Source organism: Streptomyces sp. NPDC002133 (genome assembly GCF_040296405.1).
GTDB lineage: Bacteria > Actinomycetota > Actinomycetes > Streptomycetales > Streptomycetaceae > Streptomyces.
In genome coordinates, this window is record NZ_JBEOXF010000009.1 from 139455 (window position 1) to 162257 (window position 22803).

A 22803-nucleotide genomic window follows, 5' to 3' on the forward strand; every position below is an offset into this window, starting at 1 on the left:
CTCCTCCCCGGCTGCCGCGTGGTCGCCTGCAGCCGCGCAGTACAACGATACGTACGGCTGTGACGACACGCCCGTACGAGCGCGCGTCCACCCGCCGCCTACTCCTCCCCCAGCCCCTCCGCCAGCACCTCCGCCAGATGACGCCCCCGGACGCCCGCCAGCTGCTCCAGCTGCGTACGGCACGAGAAGCCGTCCGCCAGCAGGACCGCGCCCCCGCCCGCCGCCCGTACCGACGGCAGCAGCTGGTCCTCGGCGCACGCGACGGACACCTCGTAGTGGCCGCGCTCGAAGCCGAAGTTGCCGGCGAGGCCGCAGCAGCCGCCGCTCAGATCGCCCGCCAGGCCCGTTCGTTCGCGCAGCCGGCGCTCCGCCGCGTCGCCCAGGACCGCGTGCTGGTGACAGTGGGTCTGGCCGGCGACCGGGCGGTCGATCCTCGGCGGGGTCCAGTCCGGTGCGCACTGCTCCAGGGCGGCGGCGAAGGTGCGTACGGATGCCGCGAGGCGGGCGGCGCGCGGGTCGTCGCCGAGGAGTTCCGGGAGGTCCGTCGTGAGGGTGGCCGCGCAGCTCGGTTCGAGGACGACCACGGGTACGTCCATGTCCAGCAGCGGCTCGACGGTGTCCAGGGTCCTGCGCATCACCGCACGTGCACGGTCGAGCTGGCCGGTGGAAACGTAGGTCAGGCCGCAGCACACGCGGCGACGCGGCAGCACGATGCCCATGCCGGCCGCCTCCATCACCGTCACGGCGGCCTTCCCGACCGCGGGCGAGAGGTGGTCGGTGAAGGTGTCCGGCCACAGCACGGCCGTCCGGCTCTTGGCGGAGATCCGCGTACGGTCGCCCAGGTGCCCGCGCACCCAGCGCCGGAACGTCACCGGCGCCAGCACCGGGATGTCCCTCTCCGGGGCGATGCCGCCCAGGCGCTTGGCGAGTGCCGCCAGGGGGCGTACCCGGGCGGCCGCGTTCAGGGCGGGGGCGAAAGGTGCGGCCAGGCGCAGCCACGCCGGCAGCCGCCCCATCGCGTAGTGGGCCGCCGGGCGCACCCGGCCCGCGTAGTGGTGGTGCAGGAACTCCGCCTTGTACGTGGCCATGTCGACGCCCACCGGACAGTCGCTCCTGCACCCCTTGCAGGACAGGCACAGGTCGAGTGCGTCCCGTACCTCCGGCGACCGCCAGCCGTCCGTCACGACCTCGCCCGCGAGCATCTCGTGCAGCAGCCGGGCGCGCCCGCGCGTGGAGTGCTGCTCCTCACCGGTCGCGCGGTACGAGGGGCACATCACCCCGGGACCGGAACTCGGCCCGTCCACCCGGCACTTGGCGACCCCGACACAGCGCCGCACCGCCCCCGCGAAGTCGCCGCCGTCGTGCGGGTAGCCGAACTCCACATCGAGCGGCCGCCGCGGCAGCACATCGAAGCGCAGGTTCTCGTCGAGCCGTGCCGGGTGGGCGAGGATGCCCGGGTTGAGGCCGCCGGCCGGGTCCCAGACGTCCTTGAACCGGCCGAAGAGCGCGACGAGTTCGTCCCCGTACATCGTCGGCAGCAGCTCCGCCCGCGCCTGGCCGTCCCCGTGCTCGCCCGACAGCGAACCCCCGTGCGCCACGACCAGCGCGGCCGCCTCCTGCGAGAAGGCACGGAAGCGCCGTACGCCGTCCCGGCCGAGCAGGTCGAAGTCGATGCGGACGTGGATGCACCCGTCGCCGAAGTGCCCGTACGGGGTGCCCCGCAGTCCGTGCTCCGCCAGCAACGCCCGGAAATCCCGCATATAGGCGCCGAGGCGGGCCGGTGGCACCGCGCAGTCCTCCCAGCCCGGCCAGGCCTCGCTGCCGTCCGGCATCCGGGTCGCGGTGCCCGCCGCGTCCTCCCGGATCCGCCACAGCGCCCGCTGCCCCGCAGGGCCGGTGACGACGGTCCCGTCCAGCGCGTCGGCGCCCCGCACGATCTCGTCGGCGCGGGCCCGGGCCTCGGCGCCGGTCGCCCCGCCCGTCTCGACGAAGAGCCAGGCCCCGCCGCGCGGCAGCCCGCGCCCCGGGGCGTCCGGGACCAGGTCCTGCGCCATGCCCTCGACCGTCAGCGGCCGGTAGGGCAGCAGTCCGGCGGCGGCCTCGGCGGCCGCGCCCTCGTCGGCGTACCCCAGCACGGCGAGAGCCCGCGCCGGCGGCGACTCCACGAGCCGTACGGTCGCCTCGGTGAGCACCGCCAGGGTGCCCTCGCCGCCGCAGAACGCGCGGGCGAGGTCCGCACCGCGCTCGGGGAGCAGCGCGTCGAGGGCGTACCCGGAGATGCGCCGCGGCAGCCCGTCGGGGAACCCCGTCCGCAGCAGCGCCAGGTTCGCGTCGACGAGCTCCCGCAGCCCGGCCGGGACCGCAGGCCCCCACCCCTGGCCGAGCCGGAGTTCGTCACCCCCGTACGTCACCACCGACAGCTCGTGGACGTTGTCCGCTGTCGTCCCCCATGCCACCGAGTGCGACCCGCACGCGTTGTTGCCGATCATCCCGCCGAGCGTGCAACGGCTGTGTGTGGACGGATCCGGGCCGAAGGTCAGCCCGAACGCCCCCGCCGCGTCCCGCAGCCGGTCCAGCACCGCGCCCGGCTGGACGACGGCCGTGCGCGCCTCGGGATCCACGGAGAGGACGGCCCGCATGTGCCGGGTGAAGTCCAGCACCACTCCGACGCCCGTCGCCTGCCCGGCGATCGACGTCCCCGCGCCCCGTGGCACCACCGGGACCCCGTGGCTCCGGCAGACCGCGAGCGCCGCCGCGACGTCCGCCGCGTCCCGCGGGGCGACGACGCCGTCCGGGACGCGGCGGTAGTTGGAGGCGTCCATCGTCATGAGCGCGCGGGCGCCGGGCCCGAAGTCCACGTCGCCGCGGACGTCCGCCCGGAGGGCACGTTCGAGCTCCCTGCGATCAGCCATGGGCACAGCGTGCCCCACGCTCGATCGGGTGACGCCCGGGCGCGCCCGCCCGCCGTCCCGACCGGTGATCTCTTGTCTCATCCGCCGGACAACACCCTTGGTGACCTGGCGGAACCGACTAGGCTCCGGCTCGTGGCCGATATCCAGATTCCCGCTGACATCAAGCCCGCTGACGGCCGTTTCGGCTCGGGCCCCTCCAAGGTGCGTACGGAGGCGCTGGACGCCCTGGCCGCCACCGGTACATCCCTGCTCGGTACGTCCCACCGCCAGGCCCCGGTCAAGAACCTGGTCGGCGAGGTGCGCGAGGGCGTGCGCGAGCTGTTCTCGCTCCCCGACGGTTACGAGGTGATCCTGGGCAACGGCGGCTCCACCGCCTTCTGGGACATCGCGACGCACGGTCTCATCGAGAACAAGTCGCAGCACCTCTCCTTCGGCGAGTTCTCGTCGAAGTTCGCGAAGGCGTCGAAGCTCGCCCCGTGGCTGGCCGAGCCGACCGTGATCGCGTCCGACCCGGGTACCCACCCGGATCCGCGGGCCGAGGCGGGCGTCGACGTCTACGCCTTCACCCACAACGAGACCTCCACCGGTGTCGCCGCCCCGGTCAAGCGGGTCGAGGGCGCCGACGAGGGCGCGCTGGTGCTGGTGGACGCCACGTCAGGCGCAGGCGGTCTGCCCGTCGACATCACCGAGTCGGACGTGTACTACTTCGCGCCGCAGAAGTCCTTCGCCGCGGACGGCGGCCTGTGGATCGCGGTGTTCTCGCCCGCCGCGCTGGAGCGCGCCGCGCGCGTGCACGCCTCCGGCCGGCACGTCCCGGAGTTCTTCAGCCTCCCGACGGCGATCGACAACTCGCTCAAGAACCAGACGTACAACACCCCGGCGCTGGCGACCCTCTTCCTCCTCGGCGAGCAGCTGAAGTGGATCAACGGGCAGGGCGGCCTGGACTGGTCGGTGCGCCGCACCGGCACCTCCGCGCGCAACCTGTACGGCTGGGCCGAGGAGTCGAAGTACGCGACGCCGTTCGTCGCGGACCCGGCGAAGCGCTCGCAGGTCATCGGCACGATCGACTTCTCCGACGACATCGACGCGGCGGCGGTCGCAAAGGTCCTGCGCGCGAACGGGATCGTCGACACCGAGCCGTACCGCAAGCTGGGCCGCAACCAGCTGCGCATCGCGATGTTCCCGGCGATCGACCCGGCGGACGTGCAGGCGCTGACGGCCTGCGTCGACCACGTCATCGAGAAGCTGTAGTAGTCACTGCCTGCACGACGAGGGCCCGGCGGCATGCGCCCGCCGGGCCCTTGTCGTGCCGGCTGCGGTCGTGCCGGTTGCGTGAAGACGGCGTGGAGTCGTCGTGCAGGACGGCCGATAACCGCTCTATCCGGCACCCTGCCGCATCCCTACGATCGGCACGATCCGGTGCATTGACATGTTCACGCCTCAACGATCCGCCGGCGTGGCATGGGATCGGCTGGACCCCCCACGGTTCACCACGCAAGGCCACCGACCACCACCATCGATCGGAGTACGCATCATGCCCGGTGCATTACGCGCGGGTGCCGCCGCCACGGCGGTCCTCGCCTCCATGCTCGTCGCCGGTGCCCCCGGCACCGCCTCGGCGGGCATCGTGGCCCCGCCCGACAAAATCGTCATCGAGGTCGCCACGGTGAACGGTTCGGGCTGCAAGCAGGGGACCGCCGCCGTGGCGGTCTCGCCGGACAACACCGCGTTCACGGTCACGTACAGTGACTATCTGGCGCAGGTGGGCGGGGGCTCGGCGCCCACCGACTTCCGCAAGAACTGTCAGCTCAATCTGATCGTCCACGTCCCGCAGGGCTTCACGTACGCCGTCGCCAGCGCGGACTACCGCGGCTACGCCAGCCTGCAGCGGGGCGCGACCGCCGTCCAGAAGGCCTCGTACTACTTCCAGGGCTCGCCCGACACGGCCGCCAGGAACCACCCCTTCAACGGGCCGTACGACAACAACTGGCAGGCCACCGACGAGACCGAGTGGGGCCAGCTGGTGTGGGCCCCCTGCGGCGTCAAGCGGAACTTCAACATCAACACCGAGCTGCGCGTCAAGGCCGGCACGTCCAGCCCGTCGGCGACGAGCTTCATGACGATGGACTCGACGGACGGCGAGATCAACACCGTGTACCGGCTCGCGTGGAAGGAGTGCCCGGAGACCTGATCCGGGCCGGGAGCCGGCCCGCCCCGGACCCCGCGCAGGCCACGGCGCGGGGTCCGGGGCAGGCACCCCCGGGGCGGCGGGCCCGGCCCCGCCGCCCGGGATGACGTCGGGCCCGTTTCGTGCCTCCATGGAGTCATGACCACTTCGACTCCGACCCCGACACCCCTCACCGCGCTGGCCAAGCAGTGGGCCGTCCTGCTCACCACCCACAAACGGGACGGCACCGGCGTCGGTACACCCGTCAACATCGCCGTCGAGGGGGACCACGCCTACGTCCGTACGTACGCCATGTCCGGCAAGGCCAAGCGGCTGCGCCGCGACCAGGAGGTGGAGATCGCTCCCGCCACCCCGCACGGCAAGCCGACCGGACCGGAGACCACGGCGCGGATGCGGCTGCTCGACCCGGACAGCGAGGAGAACGAGCACGCGGCGAAACTCCTCGCCCGCAAGTACCCGATCACGCACGGGATGCTCGTACCGCTGGCGCACAGGATGAAGCACGACACGACGCTGCACTACGAGCTTCGTCTGCCGAGCGACGCCGGCGACCGGACACCCGACCGTGGCTCGGGCTCCTGACCGGATCAGGCCCTCTGACCGGATCAGGCCTTCTGTCCGCGCCCGCGCCGCCGCGACCGCAGGGCCAGCAACACCACCAGCGCGGCGACGACCGCACCCGCCGGCACGGCGAGGCCCTGGCCGTCCCCGCCGTCCTCCGACGCCGCCGCGTCCCCGCCGCCGCTCGCGGACCCGGAGGACGAGTCGCCGTCCGCGCCCCCACCGCCGCTCCTGTCGACGTCGCTGCGCACGACCTCGCTCTGCCCGCCCTCCGTCCCGAACATGAGGGCCTTGCCGTCCGGCGTGTAGGTCACCGACTCGGACTGCCCCTGCAGCGGCGCGCTCACGTGGTGGTCGTCGCCGAGGCGCCCGCCGCTCCACGCGTAGCCGCGGGCGCTGAAGTAGGAGCGCAGCACGAGCTCCCTGCCGTCCGGCGAGAACGCCCCGTCCGTCACCCACGGGACCTCCCCGATCCGCCGGAAGACGTTCGCCCCGCCCGTCACCAGCCGGTCAGGCCCTTCGTAGAGCCCTCCCCCGTCCTCGTTCTTGCTCGCGATGTAGACCCGCCCGGTCTTCGGATGGACCATCATCGCCTCGGCGTTGCGCGGCCCGTCCTCGTACCGCACGACGTACTGCCTCGCGCGCACCGTGATGTCCTTCAGCGAACGCGGCTCGGGAAAGCGGTAGATCCACACGTGGTTCCAGGAGTCGGCGTTGTCCCCGATGTCGCCGACGTACACGTAGCCGTCCGGCCCGATCGAGATGGCCTCCATGTCCCGCGGCCTGCCGACGCCCCGCAGGGTCACGGTCGCGACGGTCTTCCCCGTCCTCGAGTCGACGGCGAAGACACGTGGCTCGTCCTGGTCGTTGTGCGTCCAGTAGATCCCCGGGTGGGCGCGGCTCGCCGCGAGGCCGCTGGACTCGGTGATGCGCGGGTCCTTGATCGTGAAGCCGTCGTCCCCGTCCGCGGCGGCGGGCACGGCGGATCCCAGGACCATCACGGCGGCGGCCACGGCCGCCCACGTCGTACGCAACGAACACATGCCCCCAAGTGTCCATCGTCACGTCACCGGCCGGGGCGGCATCCGGCGCAGGTCGGCCATCATTACCCCCATGCGTTTCATGTTCGTCGGTGACTCCATGACCATCGGACGCGCCGGCGACTACACCTGGCGCTACCGGATGTGGCAGCACCTCAACCGCTCCTTCGGCGGCCCGTACCGGATCGTCGGACCGCGCACCGAGCTGTACGACACCGTCGCCGCCGCCCCCGTGTCGACGGCCTACGCCGACCCGGCCTTCCCCGACCGCGCCCGCGGGCACCTCGCCGGCTGGGGCGAGGGCTGGCTGCACATGGCGCCGCTGATCAAGGAGACGGTGACGGCGACGAAGGCGGACGTGCTGCTCGTCTCGCTGGGCCTGATAGACCTCGGCTTCTACACGAACAGCAGTCAGACCGCCGAGAACGCCCGTCGGTTCATCGCCGAGGCCCGCGCCGCGAACTCTCGTGTCCGGGCCGTGGTGCTCCCTGTCATCCCCAACGTGCGCGCCACGGCCGACGCCCCGTTCGCGGCGGAGTGCGACCGCTTCAACGAGCTTCTCGCCAAGGCCGTCGCCGACCTCGACTCCCCCTCGTCGCCGCTGCTCCTGGCGTCCACGCCGATGTCGTACGACATCCACTCCGACACGTACGACGGCACCCACCCGGGCCCGTCCGGCGAACACAAGCTGGCGGCGGCCTTCGCCGACGCGATGCACCAGGCGTGGGGCGTGGGCGACGCCTACGAGCCGGCAGCCGGCTAGGACCGGCCTCCGGCTCGGGGCGGGACCTCCCGCTCGGCTACCAGGTGGCGCCCGCGACCTGCCTGGTCGTCGCGTTCAGGCGGTTGAAGAGGTTCGTCGTGCCGATCATGAGGATGATCGCGGCGAGCTGCTGCTCGTCGTAGTGGTCGGCGGCGTCGTCCCAGATCGCGTCCGGCACCGGGTCGGACCGGTCGCCGAGCCGGGTCGCGGCCTCGGTGAGCGCCAGCGCCGCGCGCTCGGCGTCCGAGAAGTACGGCGCCTCGCGCCACGCCGCCACCGCCGTCAGCTGGTCCTCGGTCACGCCCGCCTTCCGCGCACTGCTCGCGCCGCCCACGACGCAGTAGCTGCATCCGTTGATCTGGCTCGCGCGCAGGTGGACCAGCTCCAGGGTCGTCTCCGGTACGCCGCCCTTCCTCGTCGCCTTCAGCAGATCGAGGATGGCCGGCATGGCCGAGGGGATGACGGTGGCGGGGTTGTTCATCCGAGCCTGCATGGTTTCTGCCCTCCGGGGTTCTCGTCGGTCACTGCTCTGACGGATCCCGCGGAGGGAATGTGACGGGCCCGGCGGAATGAATTTCGGGAGTCTTTCCCGCGCCCCTCCCGCGAGGATGCGAACGGTGCGGAGGGAGGTGACCCTGGAGAGGCGGGGGGCAACGCCAAGGAGGACGTCCATGTCCATGATGGACAAGATCAAGCAGATGCTCAAGGGTCACGAGGACAAGGCTTCGCAGGGCATCGACAAGGCCGGCGACACGTTCGACGAGAAGACTCCGAGCAAGTACAGCCGGCAGACCGACGTGGCCCAGGACAAGCTCAAGGAGCAGTTCGGCGGCGACCAGCCCGGCCAGGACCGGCCCCCGCAGCAGCCCTGACCACCGAATGCCCCGTTACTTTGCGTGGCGAAGGTAGGGAACCAATGACCGGGAACACCACCCAGCTCACCGCTCGCGACATCATGACCAGCGGCGTACAGTGCGTCGGCGCACACCAGTCGCTGATGGACGCGGCACAGATGATGCGTGACCTCAACGTCGGCTGTCTGCCCATCTGCGGCGACAACAACCGGCTCACGGGCCTGATCACCGACCGCGACATCGTCGTCCAGTGCTGCGCCGAGGGCATAGACCCCGCGACGGTCCAGGCCGGCTCGCTGGCCGGCGAACTCCACTGGATCGACGCGAACGCGGGCGCCGACGAGGCCCTCGCGACGATGGAGGAAAACCAGGTCAAACGGCTGCCGGTGATCGACGTCCAGCAGGGGCACCAGCTGGTCGGCATGATCACGGAGGCCAACCTGGCGAGGAATCTCACGGACGCACAGATCGCGGAGTTCGCGACCAAGGTGTACGCGAACGCCTGACGCGCCCCAACCACCGGGGACCCCGGAGCAGTTCGGACTGCACGCCGGGGCCTCGGCGTGCCCGGACACGTCCGCACCGCACAACGCAATCGGACGCCGTGGGAGGGGACGGTCGCCCCGCCCCACGGCTTTCGAAGCGCTGTTCAGCCCGCGACCGGTGCTTTGGGTACTGCCGGTGCGGCCGGTGTGGCCGGAGTGGCCGGGGCTGCCGGTGGCTTCGGCACCGCCGGTGCACTAGGGGCCAGTGACTTGGGCACCGCCGGTGCACTCGGGACCGCCGGTGACTTCGGCGCGGCAGGTGTCGGCGCTGCCGGTGACTTGGGCACCGCCGGTGCACTCGGGACCGCTGGTGACTTCGGCGCGGCAGGTGTCGGCGCTGCCGGTGACTTGGGCACCGCCGGTGCACTCGGAGCCGCCGGTGACTTCGGCGCGGCAGGTGTCGGCGCTGCCGGTGGTTTCGGCGCGGCAGGTGATTTCGGCGCTGCCGGGCCCGGGGCGCGGCTGGACTCGAGGTGGGCGAAGACCACCAGGTTGTCCTTGTAGTCCTTGGCCGTCTTGTCGTACTCGCCGGCGCAGGTGATCAGGCGCAGCTGCGCGGACGGGGTGTCGTTGTAGACCCGTGCGTTCGGGAACTTCGCCTTGCTGAACGTTTCGACAGAGTCGATCTTGAACGTGGCGACGACACCGTCCGTACGCGCGATCTCGACCTTGTTCCCGGGCTTGACCTCACTGAGTCCCACGAACACGGCGGGACCGGTCAGGGTGTCGAAGTGGCCCGCGAGGATCGAGGTGCCGCGTTCGCCGGGGGTGGGACCGCGCTCGTACCAGCCGACCAGGTTGTTGTCGTTGGGCGGCGGGGCGTTGAGCTGTCCGGTCGCGTTGAGCTTCAGCGGGGTGAAAGGCGCGTCGACGCCGATGATGGGGATCTTGATCCGCTTGGGGACCGAGCGGGGAAGCGCCGGGCCCGAGCGGGCTTTCGCCCCTGGGCCCGCGGCTTCCGGGGTGACCGTTGCCGAGGGCGCGGACGGCCGACCGGCCACCACAGTGGGGTCGAGCGAACCGTAGACGAGGAGGGCGCCCACCCCCAACGATGCGGCAGGCCACATCAGGGCCTTCCGGATGGACCCGAAGGAGCGTGCGGACCGTTGCGGGGATCGGCCGGACGGCTGCCGGAGGATCATGTGAGCGTGCCTTTCGGTGCTGGGTGAAGCGGTATCAGAGGTGCGGGCACGGATGCGGGTGCGCATGGCCAGGAGCAGATACGCCATCGCCGCGGCCACCGTCCTTGGACGACGGTGGCCGCGACAACTCAGCGATGAGCTACTTCACGGGACGCCGCATCAGATCTGGGCGCCACCGTTGGCGTTGCGACGACGCAGCTTGTAGATGCCGGCACCGATGCCACCGAGCATCAGAGCCGAGCCGGCTGCCAGGCTGCTGCTGTTCGTGGCGAGGCCACCGCCGCCGGTGTGGGTGCCACCGTTCGGCTTGTCCTCGTCGTCGTCGTCGTCATCGTCGTCGTCGTCATCGTCGTCGTCGTCGTCATCGTCGTCGTCGTCGTGGTCGTCGTCGTCGTGGTCGTCGTCGTCATCGTCGTCGTCGTCATCGTCGTCGTCGTCGTGGTCGTCGTCCTTGTCGTGGTCGTCGTCCTTGTCGTGCTTCTTCCAACCACCCTTGTCGTGGTCGTCCTTGTCGTGGTCGTCGTTGTCGCCCTTGTCGTGGTCGCCCTTGTCGTGGTCGCCCTCGGAGATCACGCCGGCCAGGAAGCCCGCACCGGCGTCGACACCGCCGTTGGGCTTGTCGTTGTCGTCGTCGTCGTCGTCGTCATCGTCGTCGTCGTCGTCATCGTCCTTGCTGATGTCGATGTCGATGTCAACGTTCTTGTCGTGGTCGTCCTTCTTGTCGTGCTTCTTGTAGCCGTAGTCGTGCTTCTTGTAGTCGTCCTTCTTGTAGTCGTCCTTCTTGTCGGACTCGTCCTTCTCGCTGTTCTCGGACTCGTCCTTCTCGCTCTTCTCGGACTCGTCCTTGCTGCTCTTCTCGGACTCGTCCTTCTCGCTCTTCTCGGACTCGTCCTTGCTGCTCTTCTCGGACTCGTCCTTGCTGCTCTTCTCGGACTCGTCCTTGCTGCTCTTGCCGTACTCGTTCTGGCTGCCCTTCTCGGACTCGTCCTTGCTGCTCTTGCCGTACTCGTTCTGGCTGCTCTTGTCGGACTCGTCCTGGTCGGACTCGTCCGCGACGGTCACGCTGGCGAGAGCACCTCCGCCGGTCTTGACGCCGCCGTTCGGCTTGTCGTTGTCGTCGTCGTCGTCGTCATCGTCGTCGTCGTCATCGTCGTCGTCGTCGTCATCGTCGTCGTCGTCGTCGTCGTCGTCATCGTCGTCGTCGCCGTCGTCCGTGCTGATGTCGATGTCGATGTCGTGGTCGTCGTCGTCGTCCTTGTCGTGGTCGTCGTCCTTCTTGTCCCACTTCTTGTAGTGACCCTTGTCGTGGTCGTCCTTGTCGTGGTCGTCCTTGTCGTAGTCGTCCTTGTCGTGGTCGGAGTCGTCGTCGCGGCTGGCGGAAGATCCGGCGGCAGCACGGTCGTCGGCGACGGCGATCGCGTAGGCGGAGGGAGCGGTGACCGAGAGAACCGCAGTAACAGCGGCTGAGATCCACAGTGTGCGGGCAGAGCGCATGGGAGCACATTCCTTTCGCCGCGACTGCGACGGCTGACACATCGTCGGCTCATCGGATCGCAGCAGCGACTTCGACCACCGTCAGCCGGAATCGGAGGGCCCACCACCCGAGAACCCCGCATTCGAGCTACTCCGTGGGCTTTTCGGGTGGCGATCAGGCCGATAATCACCCGTTGGAGGGCCACACGAGCGAGCCTCCCGCCGCGCGGCCGTCGTCCGCCCCCGCACTCCCCCGCCCCTCCCCGGGCCCGGACGCAACATTCGGTGTCCTCGCGCTGAACATTCCTGCGCCGGCATTGACCTCTCGACGCCACGCCCCGAAGCTTCCTGCCTCCGGTGACCGTCACCTCGAAGGCTCCGGAGTCGGAACGTCGCACGTTCCTTGGAGTGGCCGCCGCAGCGGCCGGAGCCGCCGGACTCCCGGCGCTCGCACTCGGCACGGCCCCGCAGGCCGGGGCCGCCACAGCGGCCGCCCCTGCCGTCGCCGCCACCAACACGCTCGCGGACGTCAAGCACGTCGTCGTCCTCATGCAGGAGAACCGCAGCTTCGACCACTACTTCGGGCGCCCCCAAGGGCGTCCGCGGCTTCTCCGACCGCAGCGCCCTGCTCCTCGACTGCGGCTGCACGATCTTCGAACAGACGAACGGAACGGGCCGTCAGTACCCGTGGTCGCTCGGCGCGTCCACGGGCGGCGATCCCCGCCTCCTCGCCCGGTGCAGCGACGGACTCGGCCACACGTGGGGCACGCAGCACGGCGCCTGGAACCTGGGCCTGCTGGATACCTGGCCCGCGTCCGTCGGAGGCGTACGGACCATGGCCTACCTGGACCGCGCGGACATCCCCTTCCCCTACGCGCTCACCGACGTCTACACCGTCTGCGACGCGTACTTCTGCTCCGCTCTCGGCGGCACGGGCGGGAACCGCGCCTTCCTGTGGAGCGGGAAGATCGACAGCACCCACGACGACGACGGCGAACTGCACGGCTGCACGGCTGCACGGCTGCACCTGGAAGACGTACGCCGAGAACCTCCAGGACGCCGGCGTGTCCTGGAAGGTCCACCAGCGGGCGAGCGACAACGCGCCGACGACTTCGACCAGTTCGCGAACGCGGCCCCCGACAGTCCGCCGTACGACCGCGGCATGGCCTCCGTGCCCGGCACCAAGCCCACCCATGAGGCGATCGCGGACGCGATCCGCTCCGACGTCACGGCCGGCACGCTGCCGCAGGTGTCGTGGATCGTCGCCTACGCCGAATTCTCCGAGCACCCCTCCGGCGGCCCGCCGGGAGACGGTCACCACTTCGTCAACACGGTGCTCCAGGCCCTCAACGCCGACCCGGACGTCTTCGACTCCACCGTCCTGTTCCTCAACTACGACGAGAACTATGGCTACTTCGACCACGTCGCGCCGCCCGTCCCGCCGAGCGGCACCCCCGACGAGCTCGTCATCGGCGGGAAGCCGGTCGGGCTCGGCTTCCGCGTGCCCGCGATCGTGGTGTCGCCGTGGACGCAGGGCGGCTGGGTCAGCTCCGAGGTCTTCGGCCACACGTCGGTCATCCGCTTCCTGGAGCTGTGGACCACGGCGATCGGCAGGCCAGGCCGCTGCCCTACCAGCCGGGCGGCAACCTCGACCGCCTCGAGTTCGGCGCGAGCGGGAAGATCCTGGCCTGGTTCGCGATGGCCGACGAAGGCGCGCAGGCGAAGAGCGCCGCACACTTCTCGATCCACCCCAACGCCCACCGCTCCCGCACGCCCTGGCAGTACACGGTCGACGCCGGCGGCATGCAGGAGGACTACTTCAACGTCGGCTCGGGCTACGGCGACGGCGCGTACGACATCAGCATGTACGGCCCGAACCGCTTCATGCGCCGCTTCAAGGGCAACGCCACGAGGGCGGGCAAGGACGTCTCCGTACGGAGCTGCTACGCCGTCCACAGCGGCACCGGAAAGACGGCGGTCTGGTTCTCGATGAAGAACGCTTCCTCGGCCGTCACCTTCACCATCACGGCGAACAACCACCGCTCCGACGGGCCCTGGACGTGCACGGTGCCCGTGGGCGGAAGTGTGGACGACCACTTCAACGCGGTGGCGTACCAGCAGGGCTGGTACGACCTGACGGTGACGGTGAACTCCGACGCCGCCTGGTCCCAGCGATTCACCGGGCACATCGAGACGGGGCGGCGAGCGTCTCGGGCTGAGACCGCCCGCTCCGGCGGCGCCCGGCCGCTTCGGACGCGGAAGCGCCGACACGAACGGCCGGGCACTCTTGCCTGGAGTGCGCTCCAACACGTTGGCTTGTGGACCATGAAGTACACGCAGCTCGGACGCACAGGACTCAAGGTCGGCCGACTCGTTCTCGGCACGATGAACTTCGGACCGCAGACCGACGAGACCGACAGCCACACGATCATGGACGCCGCGCTCGACGCGGGCATCAACCTCTTCGACACCGCCAACGTCTACGGGTGGGGCGAGAACAAGGGCCGCACCGAGGAGATCATCGGGAACTGGTTCGCCAAGGGCGGTGACCGCCGTGACAAGGTGGTCCTGGCCACGAAGGTGTACGCCAACATGGGCACGGAGGATGAGGCCTGGCCCAACCACGACAAGCTCTCCGCCCTGAACATCCGCCGCGCCGTCGAGGCCAGCCTCAAGCGGCTGCGGACCGATCACATCGACCTCTACCAGTTCCACCACGTCGACCGGAACACCCCGGTCGAGGAGATCTGGCAGGCCATCGACGTACTGATCCAGCAGGGCAAGATCCTTTACGCGGGGTCGTCGAACTTCCCCGGCTGGAAGATCGCCCAGGCCAACGAGCGCGCCGGCCGGCTCGGGATGGTCGGTCTGGTCAGCGAGCAGTGCCTGTACAACCTGGCCGAGCGCCGCGCCGAGATGGAGGTCGTCCCGGCCGCGCAGGAGTACGGCCTCGGCGTCATCCCCTGGTCGCCCCTGCACGGTGGCCTGCTCGGCGGGGTGATCAAGAAGGAGGTCGAGGGCGGCCGCCGCGCCTCCGGCCGGTCGGCGGACGCGCTCACCAGCACTTCCGTACGCGCGCAGGTGCAGGCGTACGAGGACCTGCTCGACAAGCACGGCCTGGAGCCCGGAGAGGTGGCGCTGGCCTGGCTGCTCACCCGGCCCGGGGTGACGGGACCGATCGTCGGCCCGCGCACCGCGGAGCAGCTGGCGTCGGCGCTGCGGGCGGTCGAGCTGGAGCTGAGCGAGGAGTTGCTGGCTGAGCTGGACGGGATCTTCCCTGGTCCGGGGCCTGCTCCGGAGGCCTTCGCCTGGTAGCCGCCCATGGCGGCCCTGCTCACCGACCGAGTACGGCCGCCACGGCGACGATCACGAACATCAGCACGAGTACACCGGCCATGATCCGGTTCCTGGTCTTCGGGTCCACCCTTTGAGCGTAACCGCACCGAGAACTTGATCTGTCCGGCGATGTCTCTCGTCACCGACGATCAGGAGTGGGGTGTCCTGCGCCGGATCATCGAACGCGGCGGACTCTCCGACCATCTGCTGACCGGATCACACCGGATCAAGGGGCAGGGGCTCTGCCACTCCATGAGGAGTGGCAGAGCCCCTGCCGTCCGTCGCGGGGATCAGCTCTTCGGGGAGATGAACGCCGGCGCCGGGCCGGCGCCGATCGGACGCGCGCCGCATCGCCTCCGAGCCGATGGAGCGGGCGAACGCACGCAGCCGCTTCGAGCTGGGCATACGGTGCGTCCAGAACGGCCGGCTGCCGGCGACGAACCGCTGACGCGTCCGGCCAGGGGCGCCCGGTGCCGCCCGGTGGGTGGTCCGGCCACGCCCGGGCGTCAGCCTTCGAGCGGCCAGGACTCGACCGTCTCGTAGCGCGGCTGCTCGCCCGCCGTGCCGCTCCTGGGCAGATTGCTCCGGAAGAGCACCAGCCGGGACACGGTCCAGGGAGTGCCCTCGAAGCCGGACAGCGCGTCCACGTACGGGCGCAGGTCCGAGTTCTCACGGGTACGGGCGATCGTGAGATGGGCGTGGTAGGCGCGGTGCTCGTCCATCGCCACGCCCGCCCGTCGCGCCGCCGCGTCCGCGCGCTCGGCGAGCATGCGCATCGCGTCGAGCCCGCCCGCGGCCCCGATCCACAGTGCCCGCCGGCCGAAGTGCCCGCCCTCGTGCAGCCGCAGCGGGAAGGACTCGCTGCGGTGGGCGGCCCGCCCGAGCCGCTCGCGCAGCTCGGGCAGGAGTTCCTCGTCGACCTCCCCCATGAAGGCGAGCGTGAAGTGCCAGCCGGGCCGACCGGTCCAGCGCAGCCCGTCCGCGTCGGGGAAGGTGTGCAGCCGGTCGACGGCGGCCCCGAGCTCCCGTAGAGCTTCCTCGGGCGGTACGACGGCGGCGAAGAGTCTCATACGGCCAGTCTGCTGCAATCCGCCCGGCCGCACCCCGTGCCTTCGGGACGGTTCACGCCACCGGCGCGAGAGGCTCGCGGGCCTCCTCACGCGCCACGAAGCGCACATGCGGGCGCCCGGACCGCAGATCGAACCGGATGCGCAGGCCGCCGACCCGCGCCAGGATCAGGCCGATCGCCACCGCGGCCGTGGCCGCGACCGCGCCGCCCGTCGCGAAGCCGACGCGGGCGCCGTACGTGTCGGTGATCCATCCGACGAGGGGCGCACCCAGGGGGGTACCACCGACGAAGACCATCATGTAGAGGCTCATCACGCGGCCCCGCATCACCGGGTCCGTCGCCATCTGGACCGACGAATTGGCGGTGACGTTGACCGTCAGGCCCACCATGCCGATCGGGACGAGCAGTGCCGCGAAGAGCCAGAAGGACGGCGAGAGGGCCGCGGCGACCTCCAGGACGCCGAACAGTGCCGCCGCCCCGACCAGCATCCGCAGCCGGGACGAGCCGCGGCGCGCGGAGAGCAGGGCGCCCGCCAGGGACCCGGCGGCGATCAGGGTGTTGAACAGGCCGTACGTACCGGCGCCGGCATGGAAGACCTCGTCGGCGAACGCGGTCAGCCAGATCGGGAAATTGAAGGCGAACGTGCCGATGAAGCCGATCAGCACGATCGGCCAGATCAGCTCGGGCCGCCCGGCGACGTACTTCAGCCCCTCCCGCAGCTGCCCCTTGCCGCGCGGTGCCCGCTCCACCTTGTGGAGCTCGCTCGTGCGCATCAGCAGCAGGCCGGTGAGCGGGGCGAGGAAGGACAGGCCGTTGAGCAGGAACGCCCAGCCGCTGCCGACGGCCGTGATCAGCACACCGGCGAGGGCCGGGCCGACGAGCCGGGCGGACTGGAAGTTCGCGGAGTTGAGGCTCACGGCGTTCTGCAGCTGCTGCGGGCCGACCATCTCGGAGACGAAGGACTGCCGGGTGGGATTGTCGACGACCGTGACCATGCCGAGCATGAACGCGATCAGATAGACGTGCCAGACCTGGACGTGGCCGGAGAGCGTGAGTACGGCGAGGGCGAGCCCGCACAGGCCGAGCGCGCCCTGGCTGAACAGCAGGATGCGGCGCTTCGGGTAGCGGTCGGCGATCACGCCTCCGTACAGACCGAAGAGCAGCATCGGCAGGAACTGCAGGGCCGTCGTGATACCGACGGCGGCGGAGGAGCCGGTGAGGCTGAGGACCAGCCAGTCCTGGGTGATGCGGGCCATCCAGGTGCCCGTGTTGGAGACCATCGCTCCGGTGAAGAACAGCCGGTAGTTGCGGATCTTCAGCGAGCTGAAGGTGCCGTGGCCGGCGCGGCGGTCGGTGTCGTGTGTGGGGTCCGGTGCGGGTGCGGAGTCTGCTCCGGGTCCCGTACTCAACAGGGTTCGCCTCCTTGGACTGTCGGTCTACAGATGCGCGAGCTTCTCCAGGACGGGGGCGGCAGCGCGCAGCTTCGCCCACTCGTCCTCGTCCAGGCCCTCGGCGAGCGATGCCAGCCAGACGTTCCGCTTGCGGCGGCTCTCCTCGAGCATGGCTTCGGCCTGCTCGGTCTGGCTGACCACTTTCTGCCGGCGGTCGTCGGGGTGCGGCTCCAGCCGGACCAGCCCTTTGGCCTCCAGCAGCGCCACGATGCGGGTCATCGACGGCGGCTGGACGTGCTCCTTGCGGGCCAGCTCGCCGGGCGTGGCGGAGCCGCAGCGGGACAGGGTGCCGAGGACCGACATCTCGGTCGGGCTCAGCGATTCGTCGACGCGCTGATGCTTCAGGCGCCGGCCCAGCCGCATGACGGCGGAGCGCAGTGCGTTCACGGCGGCGTCGTCGTCGCCGTGGGAGAGGTCAGGCATGTTCCTTAGAATAACTCATTACTCTACCTAAAGACCAGTAGGTTTCGGCTCGGCTCGATGCATCACTCAAATGAGTGAGACGGCGGGAAAGTAACGCACTGGCCGGTTCCCGCCCGCGACTCTGGCCGACATGTCATCGACAGTGCTCAGCCTGCGGATGGACGGAGAGCTGCTCGACCGGCTCCGGCAGCACGCCGCCAAACGCGGAATGAGCGTCCAGGACTATGTGGTCCAGACGCTCATTCGCGACGACTTCGACGAACGCTTCAAGGCGGCCGTCGACGAGACGGAGAAGTTCTACGGCCTGACATGAGCCCGACGCACGGGCCGGCATGAGCCCGACGCATGGGCCGAGAGCCGCCCAGGGCTGCCCTTACGTGAGGCCCAGCGCGGGCATCGCGTAGTAGAAGACGAACACCGCCGACACGACGTACATCGCCACCGGCACCTCACGGCCACGTCCGGTCGCGAGTCGCAGCACGCTGAAGGCGATGAAGCCGATGCCGATGCCGTTGGTGATCGAGTACGTGAACGGCATCATCACCATCGCCAGGAACGCCGGAACGGCGATCGTGAAGTCGCTCCAGTCGATGTCCTTGACCGAACCGGCCAGGATCAGGAAGCCGACGGCCAGCAGCGCGGGCGTCGCCGCCTGGGACGGCACCATCGTCGCGAGCGGCGTCAGGAACAGCGCCACCGAGAACAGCGCGCCGGTGACGACGGACGCGAGGCCGGTGCGGGCCCCCTCGCCGACGCCGGCCGTGGACTCCACGAAGCAGGTGTTGGCGGACGACGAGGTCGCACCGCCCGCGGCGACCGCGATGCCGTCGACGATCAGTACCTTGTTGATGCCGGGGAAGTTGCCCTGCTTGTCCATCAGCTTCGCCTCGTCGCCGACGCCCAGGATCGTGCCCATCGCGTCGAAGAAGCAGGACAGCAGCACGGTGAACACGAACAGCGCACCCGTGAGGTAGCCGACCTTCTCGAAGCCGCCGAACAGGCTGACCTGGCCGACCAGGCCGAAGTCGGGCGTTGCGACCGGGTTGCCGGGCCACTGCGGCACGGTCAGGCCCCAGGCCCGGCCGGGCAGGTTCGCGATCAGCTGGATGACGAGCGCGACGACCGTCATCACGACGATCGAGATCAGGATCGCGCCGGGCACCTTGCGGATGATCAGCGCGAGCGTGAGCAGCGCACCGAGCACGAAGACGAGGACCGGCCAGCCGCCGAGGTGACCGGTGAGGCCCAGCTGGAGCGGGACGGTGGTGTGCGCGGCGTCGGGGATGCGGGAGACGAAGCCCGAGTCGACGAGGCCGATGAGCATGATGAAGAGGCCGATACCGATCGCGATGCCCTTGCGCAGGCCGAGCGGCACGGCGTTCATGACGCGTTCACGCAGACCCGTCGCGACGAGCAGCATCACCACCAGACCGGCGAGGACGACCATGCCCATCGCGTCCGGCCAGCTCATCCGGGGGGCCAGCTGGAGGGCGACGACGGTGTTCACACCGAGGCCCGCGGCCAGCGCGATCGGGACATTGCCGATGACACCCATGAGGAGGGTGGAGAACGCGGCTGTGAGCACGGTCGCCGTGACCAGCTGGCCGGCGTCGAGCTGGTGGCCGTACATGTCCTTCGCGCTGCCGAGGATGATCGGGTTCAGCACGATGATGTAGGCCATCGCGAAGAAGGTGGCGAAGCCGCCGCGGATCTCACGCGGGATCGTGGAGCCGCGCTGGGAGACCTTGAAGTAGCGGTCGAGACGGGCGAGGGCGCCGGAACCGGCGGGACCGGCGGGACCGGCGGGACCGGACTCCGGCCGCTGCGGCTGCTGGACGTCCGCAGGAGCGGTGGCCGTGGGGGGCATTGCGAGACCTCGTCGGTGGTTCTGGTTCTTGCCCGGTTCCTTGGATGTTCATACGAACGAAACCGGTCGGACGCAAACCGCTTCAGTATGAACGTATAAGGGGAAGATCGGTATCTCCGCGCGTAGACGTCTGTGACTGCCGGGCCCTCCGGGTCGCCTGCGGGGCCCCAAGGGCTCCCCGGAGGGCCCCGCCTACACTGACCGCATGGCGAAGTGGACCCCCAAGCACGAGGCACCCGAGCCCCTGGAGGGGCCCGTAGTCGCCACCATCGTCGGCGGCACGATCCTCTGGTTCGTCCTCTTCCTGGTCCAGGTCCCCTTCTACGACTGGTACGACGACCGCGATCTGACCTGGTGGATCTGGACCTGCCTGGCCGGCGCAGGACTCGGCCTCATCGGCATCTGGTACGTCCGCAAGCGCGACGCGGCGATCAAGCGCGCGGCGGCGTCGCGCGGCGAGGCGCCGCCGCCCTCGAAGTAGGCGGGGGCTCCGCCCGCCGTACGGGGCACACCCCACAGCCGGTCCGGTGTTGAGGACGGGCACACCCGGGCCCACCGCCCGGTACCGGCTGCTCAGGAGGCGGGGGCCGCGCCGGCGCGAGGGCGCGGAGGGGCGGGGCAGGGCCGGGCGGCCCTGACATGGCCCTGATGTTCACCCGGCTCGGGGGGTGAACGACGTTCGCCCGCCGTAACGTCGAGAGCATGACTCAGCGGGCTGAGATCGACGGCGACGGATCCGAGCCGAGCGGGCGGGTGGTCATCGACGCGGGCGCGGAGCTCGACCCCGTGCACCCCGTGAAACCACCCGTGCGCCACCGGCCCGTCGGGCTCAGCGCCGACGAAGTGGCCGAGCGGATCGCGCGCGGCGAGGTCAACGACGTACCCCTGCGCAGCAGCCGCTCCACCGTCGACATCATCCGCGGCAATGTCTTCACCCGCTTCAACGCGATCATCGGCGTGCTCTGGGTGATCATGTTCTTTGTCGCGCCGTTCCAGGACACGCTGTTCGGGTTCGTCATCCTCGCCAACACCGGCATCGGCATCGTCCAGGAGCTCCGTGCCAAGAAGACCCTCGACGGGCTCGCCGTCATCGGCGAGGCGAAACCCACCGTGCGGCGCGACGGGATCGCCGCCGAGGTGTCCACGTCCGAGATCGTCCTCGGGGATCTCATCGAACTCGGCCCGGGCGACAAGGTCGTCGTCGACGGCGAGGTCGCCGAGGCCGACAACCTGGAGATCGACGAGTCCCTGCTGACCGGTGAGGCCGACCCGGTCCTCAAACGGCGCGGCGACCCGGTCATGTCCGGCAGTTTCGTGGTCGCCGGCAGCGGCGCCTTCACCGCCACCAAGGTCGGTCGCGAGGCCTACGCGGCACAGCTCGCCGAGGAGGCGTCCCGCTTCACACTCGTCCACTCCGAGCTGCGCTCCGGCATCTCCACGATCCTCAAGTACGTGACGTGGATGATGGTCCCGACCGCGATCGGACTGATCATCAGCCAGCTGGTGGTGAAGGGCGACAACTTCAAGGACTCGGTCGCCAGGACCGTCGGCGGCATCGTCCCGATGATCCCCGAGGGACTCGTCCTGCTCACCTCCGTCGCCTTCGCGATCGGCGTGATCCGGCTGGGCCGCAAGCAGTGCCTCGTCCAGGAGCTGCCCGCGATCGAGGGGCTGGCACGGGTCGACGTCGTCTGCCTCGACAAAACGGGCACGCTCACCGAGGGCGGCATGGACGTCACCGAGCTGCGGACGCTCAACGGCTCCGACGAGGCGTACGTACGCACCGTGCTCGGCGCGCTCGGCGAGTCGGACCCGCGTCCCAACGCGTCCCTGCAGGCGATCATCGAGTCGTACCCGGACAGCGACGAATGGCGCTGCATCCGGTCGCTGCCCTTCTCCTCGGCGCGCAAGTACAGCGGCGCCGCGTTCAGCGAGGGCGACGGTCAGAGCTCCACCTGGCTGCTCGGTGCGCCCGACGTCCTGCTGCCTGAGGAGGATCCGGTCCTCGCCGACGTCGACCGGCTCAACGAGCAGGGGCTGCGCGTGCTCCTCCTCGCGCGCGCCGCCGGAGAGCTGGACGCCCCCGAGGTCGCGGCGGACGCCATGCCCACGGCGCTGGTCGTCCTGGAGCAGCGGTTGCGGCCCGACGCCGCGGACACCCTGCGGTACTTCGAGGAGCAGGACGTCCGCACCAAGGTCATCTCCGGCGACAACGCGGTGTCCGTCGGCGCGGTCGCCGGAAAGCTCGGCCTGCCCGGCGCGGCCGGCACCGTGGACGCCCGCCGGCTGCCGGCCGAGCGGCACGCGATGGCCGCGGAGCTGGACGCCAACGCGGTCTTCGGCCGCGTCACCCCGCAGCAGAAGCGGGACATGGTCGGCGCGCTCCAGTCCCGTGGGCACACGGTCGCGATGACGGGCGACGGCGTCAACGACGTCCTGGCACTGAAGGACGCCGACATCGGGGTGAGCATGGGCTCGGGCTCCGAGGCGACGAAGGCGGTCGCCCAGATCGTGCTCCTCAACAACAGCTTCGCGACGCTGCCGTCCGTCGTCGCCGAGGGCCGCCGGGTCATCGGCAACATCACGCGCGTCGCGACGCTCTTCCTGACGAAGACCGTCTACTCCGTGCTGCTCGCGATCCTGGTGGTCTGCGCGCAGGTGGAGTACCCCTTCCTGCCCCGCCACCTGACCCTGCTGTCGACGCTGACGATCGGCGTTCCGGCCTTCTTCCTGGCCCTCGCCCCCAACAAGGAGCGCGCGAAGCCGCACTTCGTCCGCCGGGTCATGCGGTACGCGATACCGGCCGGTGTCGTCGCGGCGGCGGCGACCTTCACGACGTACCTCCTGGCTCGGTCCCACTACTCGGGCCCGGGCGCACTGGAGGCCGAGACCAGCGCGGCGACGCTGACCCTGTTCCTGGTCGCCATGTGGGTCCTGGCGATCATCGCGCGCCCCTACACGTGGTGGCGCCTCGGCCTGGTCCTGACCATGGGTCTGGGCTTCCTCGTGGTCCTGGTCGTGCCCTGGCTGCAGGACTTCTTCGCGCTGAAGCTCGTGGGCACGACGATGCCCTGGGCGGCGGTGGCGATCGCGGCGGTGGGCGCGGCGCTGCTGGAGCTCTCCTGGCGTTGGGTGGACCGCCGCTTCCCGGCGTAGGGGCTCATGTGAACCCGTCCGGC

Annotated in this window: 18 protein-coding genes and 3 pseudogenes; 12 read left to right on the forward strand and 9 right to left on the reverse strand. The window is 70.3% G+C overall.

Annotated features, from left to right (window positions below; translation table 11 throughout):
- Positions 1–98: 98 nt before the first annotated feature.
- Complete coding sequence (locus ABT078_RS13455; protein ID WP_351227049.1) at positions 99–2912, reverse strand: FAD-binding and (Fe-S)-binding domain-containing protein; 2814 nt, start codon at positions 2910–2912, stop codon at positions 99–101.
- A 132-nt stretch (positions 2913–3044) separates the two neighbouring features.
- Here ABT078_RS13455 and serC point away from each other — a divergent pair, with 132 nt between their 5' ends.
- The 3 genes from serC (at position 3045) to ABT078_RS13470 (ending at position 5682) form a co-directional block, all read left to right on the forward strand.
- The gene (gene serC / locus ABT078_RS13460; protein WP_351227051.1) at positions 3045–4163 is read left to right on the forward strand and encodes a phosphoserine transaminase; all 1119 of its coding nucleotides are present in this window, start codon (positions 3045–3047) and stop codon (positions 4161–4163) included.
- Between the two features lie 283 nt (positions 4164–4446).
- Positions 4447–5103, forward strand: a complete 657-nt coding sequence (locus ABT078_RS13465; RefSeq protein WP_351227053.1) for a DUF4360 domain-containing protein — start codon at positions 4447–4449, stop codon at positions 5101–5103.
- A gap of 135 nt (positions 5104–5238) precedes the next feature.
- On the forward strand, positions 5239–5682 hold the full coding sequence (locus ABT078_RS13470; protein ID WP_351227055.1) for a PPOX class F420-dependent oxidoreductase: 444 nt from the start codon (positions 5239–5241) through the stop codon (positions 5680–5682).
- Positions 5683–5705: 23 nt separating this feature from the next.
- Here ABT078_RS13470 and ABT078_RS13475 read toward each other — a convergent pair whose 3' ends face one another.
- Positions 5706–6704 carry an SdiA-regulated/phytase-like domain-containing protein gene (locus ABT078_RS13475; RefSeq protein ID WP_351227057.1) on the reverse strand — a complete coding sequence of 333 codons (999 nt, stop codon included), beginning with the start codon at positions 6702–6704 and terminating at the stop codon, positions 5706–5708.
- 70 nt (positions 6705–6774) lie between these two features.
- On the opposite strand from ABT078_RS13475, the gene ABT078_RS13480 reads away from it, so the two are divergent.
- Positions 6775–7464 (forward strand): GDSL-type esterase/lipase family protein, encoded by a 690-nt coding sequence (locus ABT078_RS13480; protein ID WP_351227059.1) that lies wholly within the window; start codon positions 6775–6777, stop codon positions 7462–7464.
- A 37-nt stretch (positions 7465–7501) separates the two neighbouring features.
- Here the strand turns inward: ABT078_RS13480 and ABT078_RS13485 are convergent, their stop codons facing one another.
- Entirely contained in the window at positions 7502–7957 is a 456-nt protein-coding gene (locus ABT078_RS13485; RefSeq protein WP_351227061.1) for a carboxymuconolactone decarboxylase family protein, read from the reverse strand.
- Between the two features lie 178 nt (positions 7958–8135).
- On the opposite strand from ABT078_RS13485, the gene ABT078_RS13490 reads away from it, so the two are divergent.
- Together ABT078_RS13490 and ABT078_RS13495 are read left to right on the forward strand one after the other, a co-directional pair.
- Entirely contained in the window at positions 8136–8336 is a 201-nt protein-coding gene (locus tag ABT078_RS13490; protein ID WP_351227063.1) for an antitoxin, read from the forward strand.
- A gap of 44 nt (positions 8337–8380) precedes the next feature.
- The gene (locus tag ABT078_RS13495; protein WP_351227065.1) at positions 8381–8824 is read left to right on the forward strand and encodes a CBS domain-containing protein; all 444 of its coding nucleotides are present in this window, start codon (positions 8381–8383) and stop codon (positions 8822–8824) included.
- A 500-nt stretch (positions 8825–9324) separates the two neighbouring features.
- Here ABT078_RS13495 and ABT078_RS13500 read toward each other — a convergent pair.
- Positions 9325–10005 (reverse strand): annotated as a pseudogene (locus ABT078_RS13500) (class F sortase); the annotation flags it as partial.
- A 159-nt stretch (positions 10006–10164) separates the two neighbouring features.
- Positions 10165–11499 carry a DNA primase gene (locus tag ABT078_RS13505; RefSeq protein ID WP_351227067.1) on the reverse strand — a complete coding sequence of 445 codons (1335 nt, stop codon included), beginning with the start codon at positions 11497–11499 and terminating at the stop codon, positions 10165–10167.
- Between the two features lie 604 nt (positions 11500–12103).
- On the opposite strand from ABT078_RS13505, the pseudogene ABT078_RS13515 reads away from it, so the two are divergent.
- From ABT078_RS13515 to ABT078_RS13525, 3 genes and pseudogenes are all read left to right on the forward strand, one after another.
- Positions 12104–13009, forward strand: a pseudogene (locus ABT078_RS13515) (alkaline phosphatase family protein); the annotation flags it as partial.
- Between the two features lie 62 nt (positions 13010–13071).
- Positions 13072–13605, forward strand: a pseudogene (locus ABT078_RS13520) (phospholipase domain-containing protein); the annotation flags it as partial.
- A 198-nt stretch (positions 13606–13803) separates the two neighbouring features.
- A complete protein-coding gene (locus ABT078_RS13525) occupies positions 13804–14793 on the forward strand; it encodes an aldo/keto reductase (RefSeq protein WP_351227133.1) in 990 nt (329 codons plus the stop codon).
- A gap of 527 nt (positions 14794–15320) precedes the next feature.
- On the opposite strand, the gene thpR is transcribed toward ABT078_RS13525, so the two are convergent.
- Genes thpR through ABT078_RS13545 form a run of 3 tightly spaced genes read right to left on the reverse strand, consistent with a single transcriptional unit; the run spans position 15321 to position 17757 of the window.
- A complete protein-coding gene (gene thpR / locus ABT078_RS13535; RefSeq protein WP_351227069.1) occupies positions 15321–15884 on the reverse strand; it encodes an RNA 2',3'-cyclic phosphodiesterase in 564 nt (187 codons plus the stop codon).
- 52 nt (positions 15885–15936) lie between these two features.
- Positions 15937–17292, reverse strand: a complete 1356-nt coding sequence (locus ABT078_RS13540; RefSeq protein ID WP_351227071.1) for an MFS transporter — start codon at positions 17290–17292, stop codon at positions 15937–15939.
- A gap of 27 nt (positions 17293–17319) precedes the next feature.
- On the reverse strand, positions 17320–17757 hold the full coding sequence (locus tag ABT078_RS13545; protein ID WP_351227073.1) for a MarR family winged helix-turn-helix transcriptional regulator: 438 nt from the start codon (positions 17755–17757) through the stop codon (positions 17320–17322).
- 130 nt (positions 17758–17887) lie between these two features.
- On the opposite strand from ABT078_RS13545, the gene ABT078_RS13550 reads away from it, so the two are divergent.
- Positions 17888–18070 (forward strand): ribbon-helix-helix protein, CopG family, encoded by a 183-nt coding sequence (locus ABT078_RS13550; protein WP_351227075.1) that lies wholly within the window; start codon positions 17888–17890, stop codon positions 18068–18070.
- Positions 18071–18130: 60 nt separating this feature from the next.
- Here ABT078_RS13550 and ABT078_RS13555 read toward each other — a convergent pair whose 3' ends face one another.
- Positions 18131–19624 carry an NCS2 family permease gene (locus ABT078_RS13555; RefSeq protein ID WP_351227077.1) on the reverse strand — a complete coding sequence of 498 codons (1494 nt, stop codon included), beginning with the start codon at positions 19622–19624 and terminating at the stop codon, positions 18131–18133.
- A gap of 205 nt (positions 19625–19829) precedes the next feature.
- Here ABT078_RS13555 and ABT078_RS13560 point away from each other — a divergent pair, with 205 nt between their 5' ends.
- Both ABT078_RS13560 and ABT078_RS13565 read left to right on the forward strand, forming a co-directional pair.
- On the forward strand, positions 19830–20105 hold the full coding sequence (locus ABT078_RS13560; protein WP_351227079.1) for a DUF2530 domain-containing protein: 276 nt from the start codon (positions 19830–19832) through the stop codon (positions 20103–20105).
- Between the two features lie 221 nt (positions 20106–20326).
- On the forward strand, positions 20327–22780 hold the full coding sequence (locus ABT078_RS13565) for an HAD-IC family P-type ATPase (RefSeq protein ID WP_351227081.1): 2454 nt from the start codon (positions 20327–20329) through the stop codon (positions 22778–22780).
- The last annotated feature ends 23 nt before the right edge of the window (positions 22781–22803 follow it).

What these genes read in the sequence shown, in the direction of transcription:
- ABT078_RS13455 (WP_351227049.1), bottom strand. Translation starts at nt 2,912, where the DNA reads ATGGCTGATCGCAGGGAGCTCGAACGTGCCCTCCGGGCGGACGTCCGC.
- ABT078_RS13465 (WP_351227053.1), top strand. Translation starts at nt 4,447, where the DNA reads ATGCCCGGTGCATTACGCGCGGGTGCCGCCGCCACGGCGGTCCTCGCC.
- ABT078_RS13470 (WP_351227055.1), top strand. Translation starts at nt 5,239, where the DNA reads ATGACCACTTCGACTCCGACCCCGACACCCCTCACCGCGCTGGCCAAG.
- ABT078_RS13475 (WP_351227057.1), bottom strand. Translation starts at nt 6,704, where the DNA reads ATGTGTTCGTTGCGTACGACGTGGGCGGCCGTGGCCGCCGCCGTGATG.
- ABT078_RS13480 (WP_351227059.1), top strand. Translation starts at nt 6,775, where the DNA reads ATGCGTTTCATGTTCGTCGGTGACTCCATGACCATCGGACGCGCCGGC.
- ABT078_RS13485 (WP_351227061.1), bottom strand. Translation starts at nt 7,957, where the DNA reads ATGCAGGCTCGGATGAACAACCCCGCCACCGTCATCCCCTCGGCCATG.
- ABT078_RS13490 (WP_351227063.1), top strand. Translation starts at nt 8,136, where the DNA reads ATGTCCATGATGGACAAGATCAAGCAGATGCTCAAGGGTCACGAGGAC.
- ABT078_RS13495 (WP_351227065.1), top strand. Translation starts at nt 8,381, where the DNA reads ATGACCGGGAACACCACCCAGCTCACCGCTCGCGACATCATGACCAGC.
- ABT078_RS13505 (WP_351227067.1), bottom strand. Translation starts at nt 11,499, where the DNA reads ATGCGCTCTGCCCGCACACTGTGGATCTCAGCCGCTGTTACTGCGGTT.
- ABT078_RS13525 (WP_351227133.1), top strand. Translation starts at nt 13,804, where the DNA reads ATGAAGTACACGCAGCTCGGACGCACAGGACTCAAGGTCGGCCGACTC.
- thpR (WP_351227069.1), bottom strand. Translation starts at nt 15,884, where the DNA reads ATGAGACTCTTCGCCGCCGTCGTACCGCCCGAGGAAGCTCTACGGGAG.
- ABT078_RS13545 (WP_351227073.1), bottom strand. Translation starts at nt 17,757, where the DNA reads ATGCCTGACCTCTCCCACGGCGACGACGACGCCGCCGTGAACGCACTG.
- ABT078_RS13550 (WP_351227075.1), top strand. Translation starts at nt 17,888, where the DNA reads ATGTCATCGACAGTGCTCAGCCTGCGGATGGACGGAGAGCTGCTCGAC.
- ABT078_RS13555 (WP_351227077.1), bottom strand. Translation starts at nt 19,624, where the DNA reads ATGCCCCCCACGGCCACCGCTCCTGCGGACGTCCAGCAGCCGCAGCGG.
- ABT078_RS13560 (WP_351227079.1), top strand. Translation starts at nt 19,830, where the DNA reads ATGGCGAAGTGGACCCCCAAGCACGAGGCACCCGAGCCCCTGGAGGGG.
- ABT078_RS13565 (WP_351227081.1), top strand. Translation starts at nt 20,327, where the DNA reads ATGACTCAGCGGGCTGAGATCGACGGCGACGGATCCGAGCCGAGCGGG.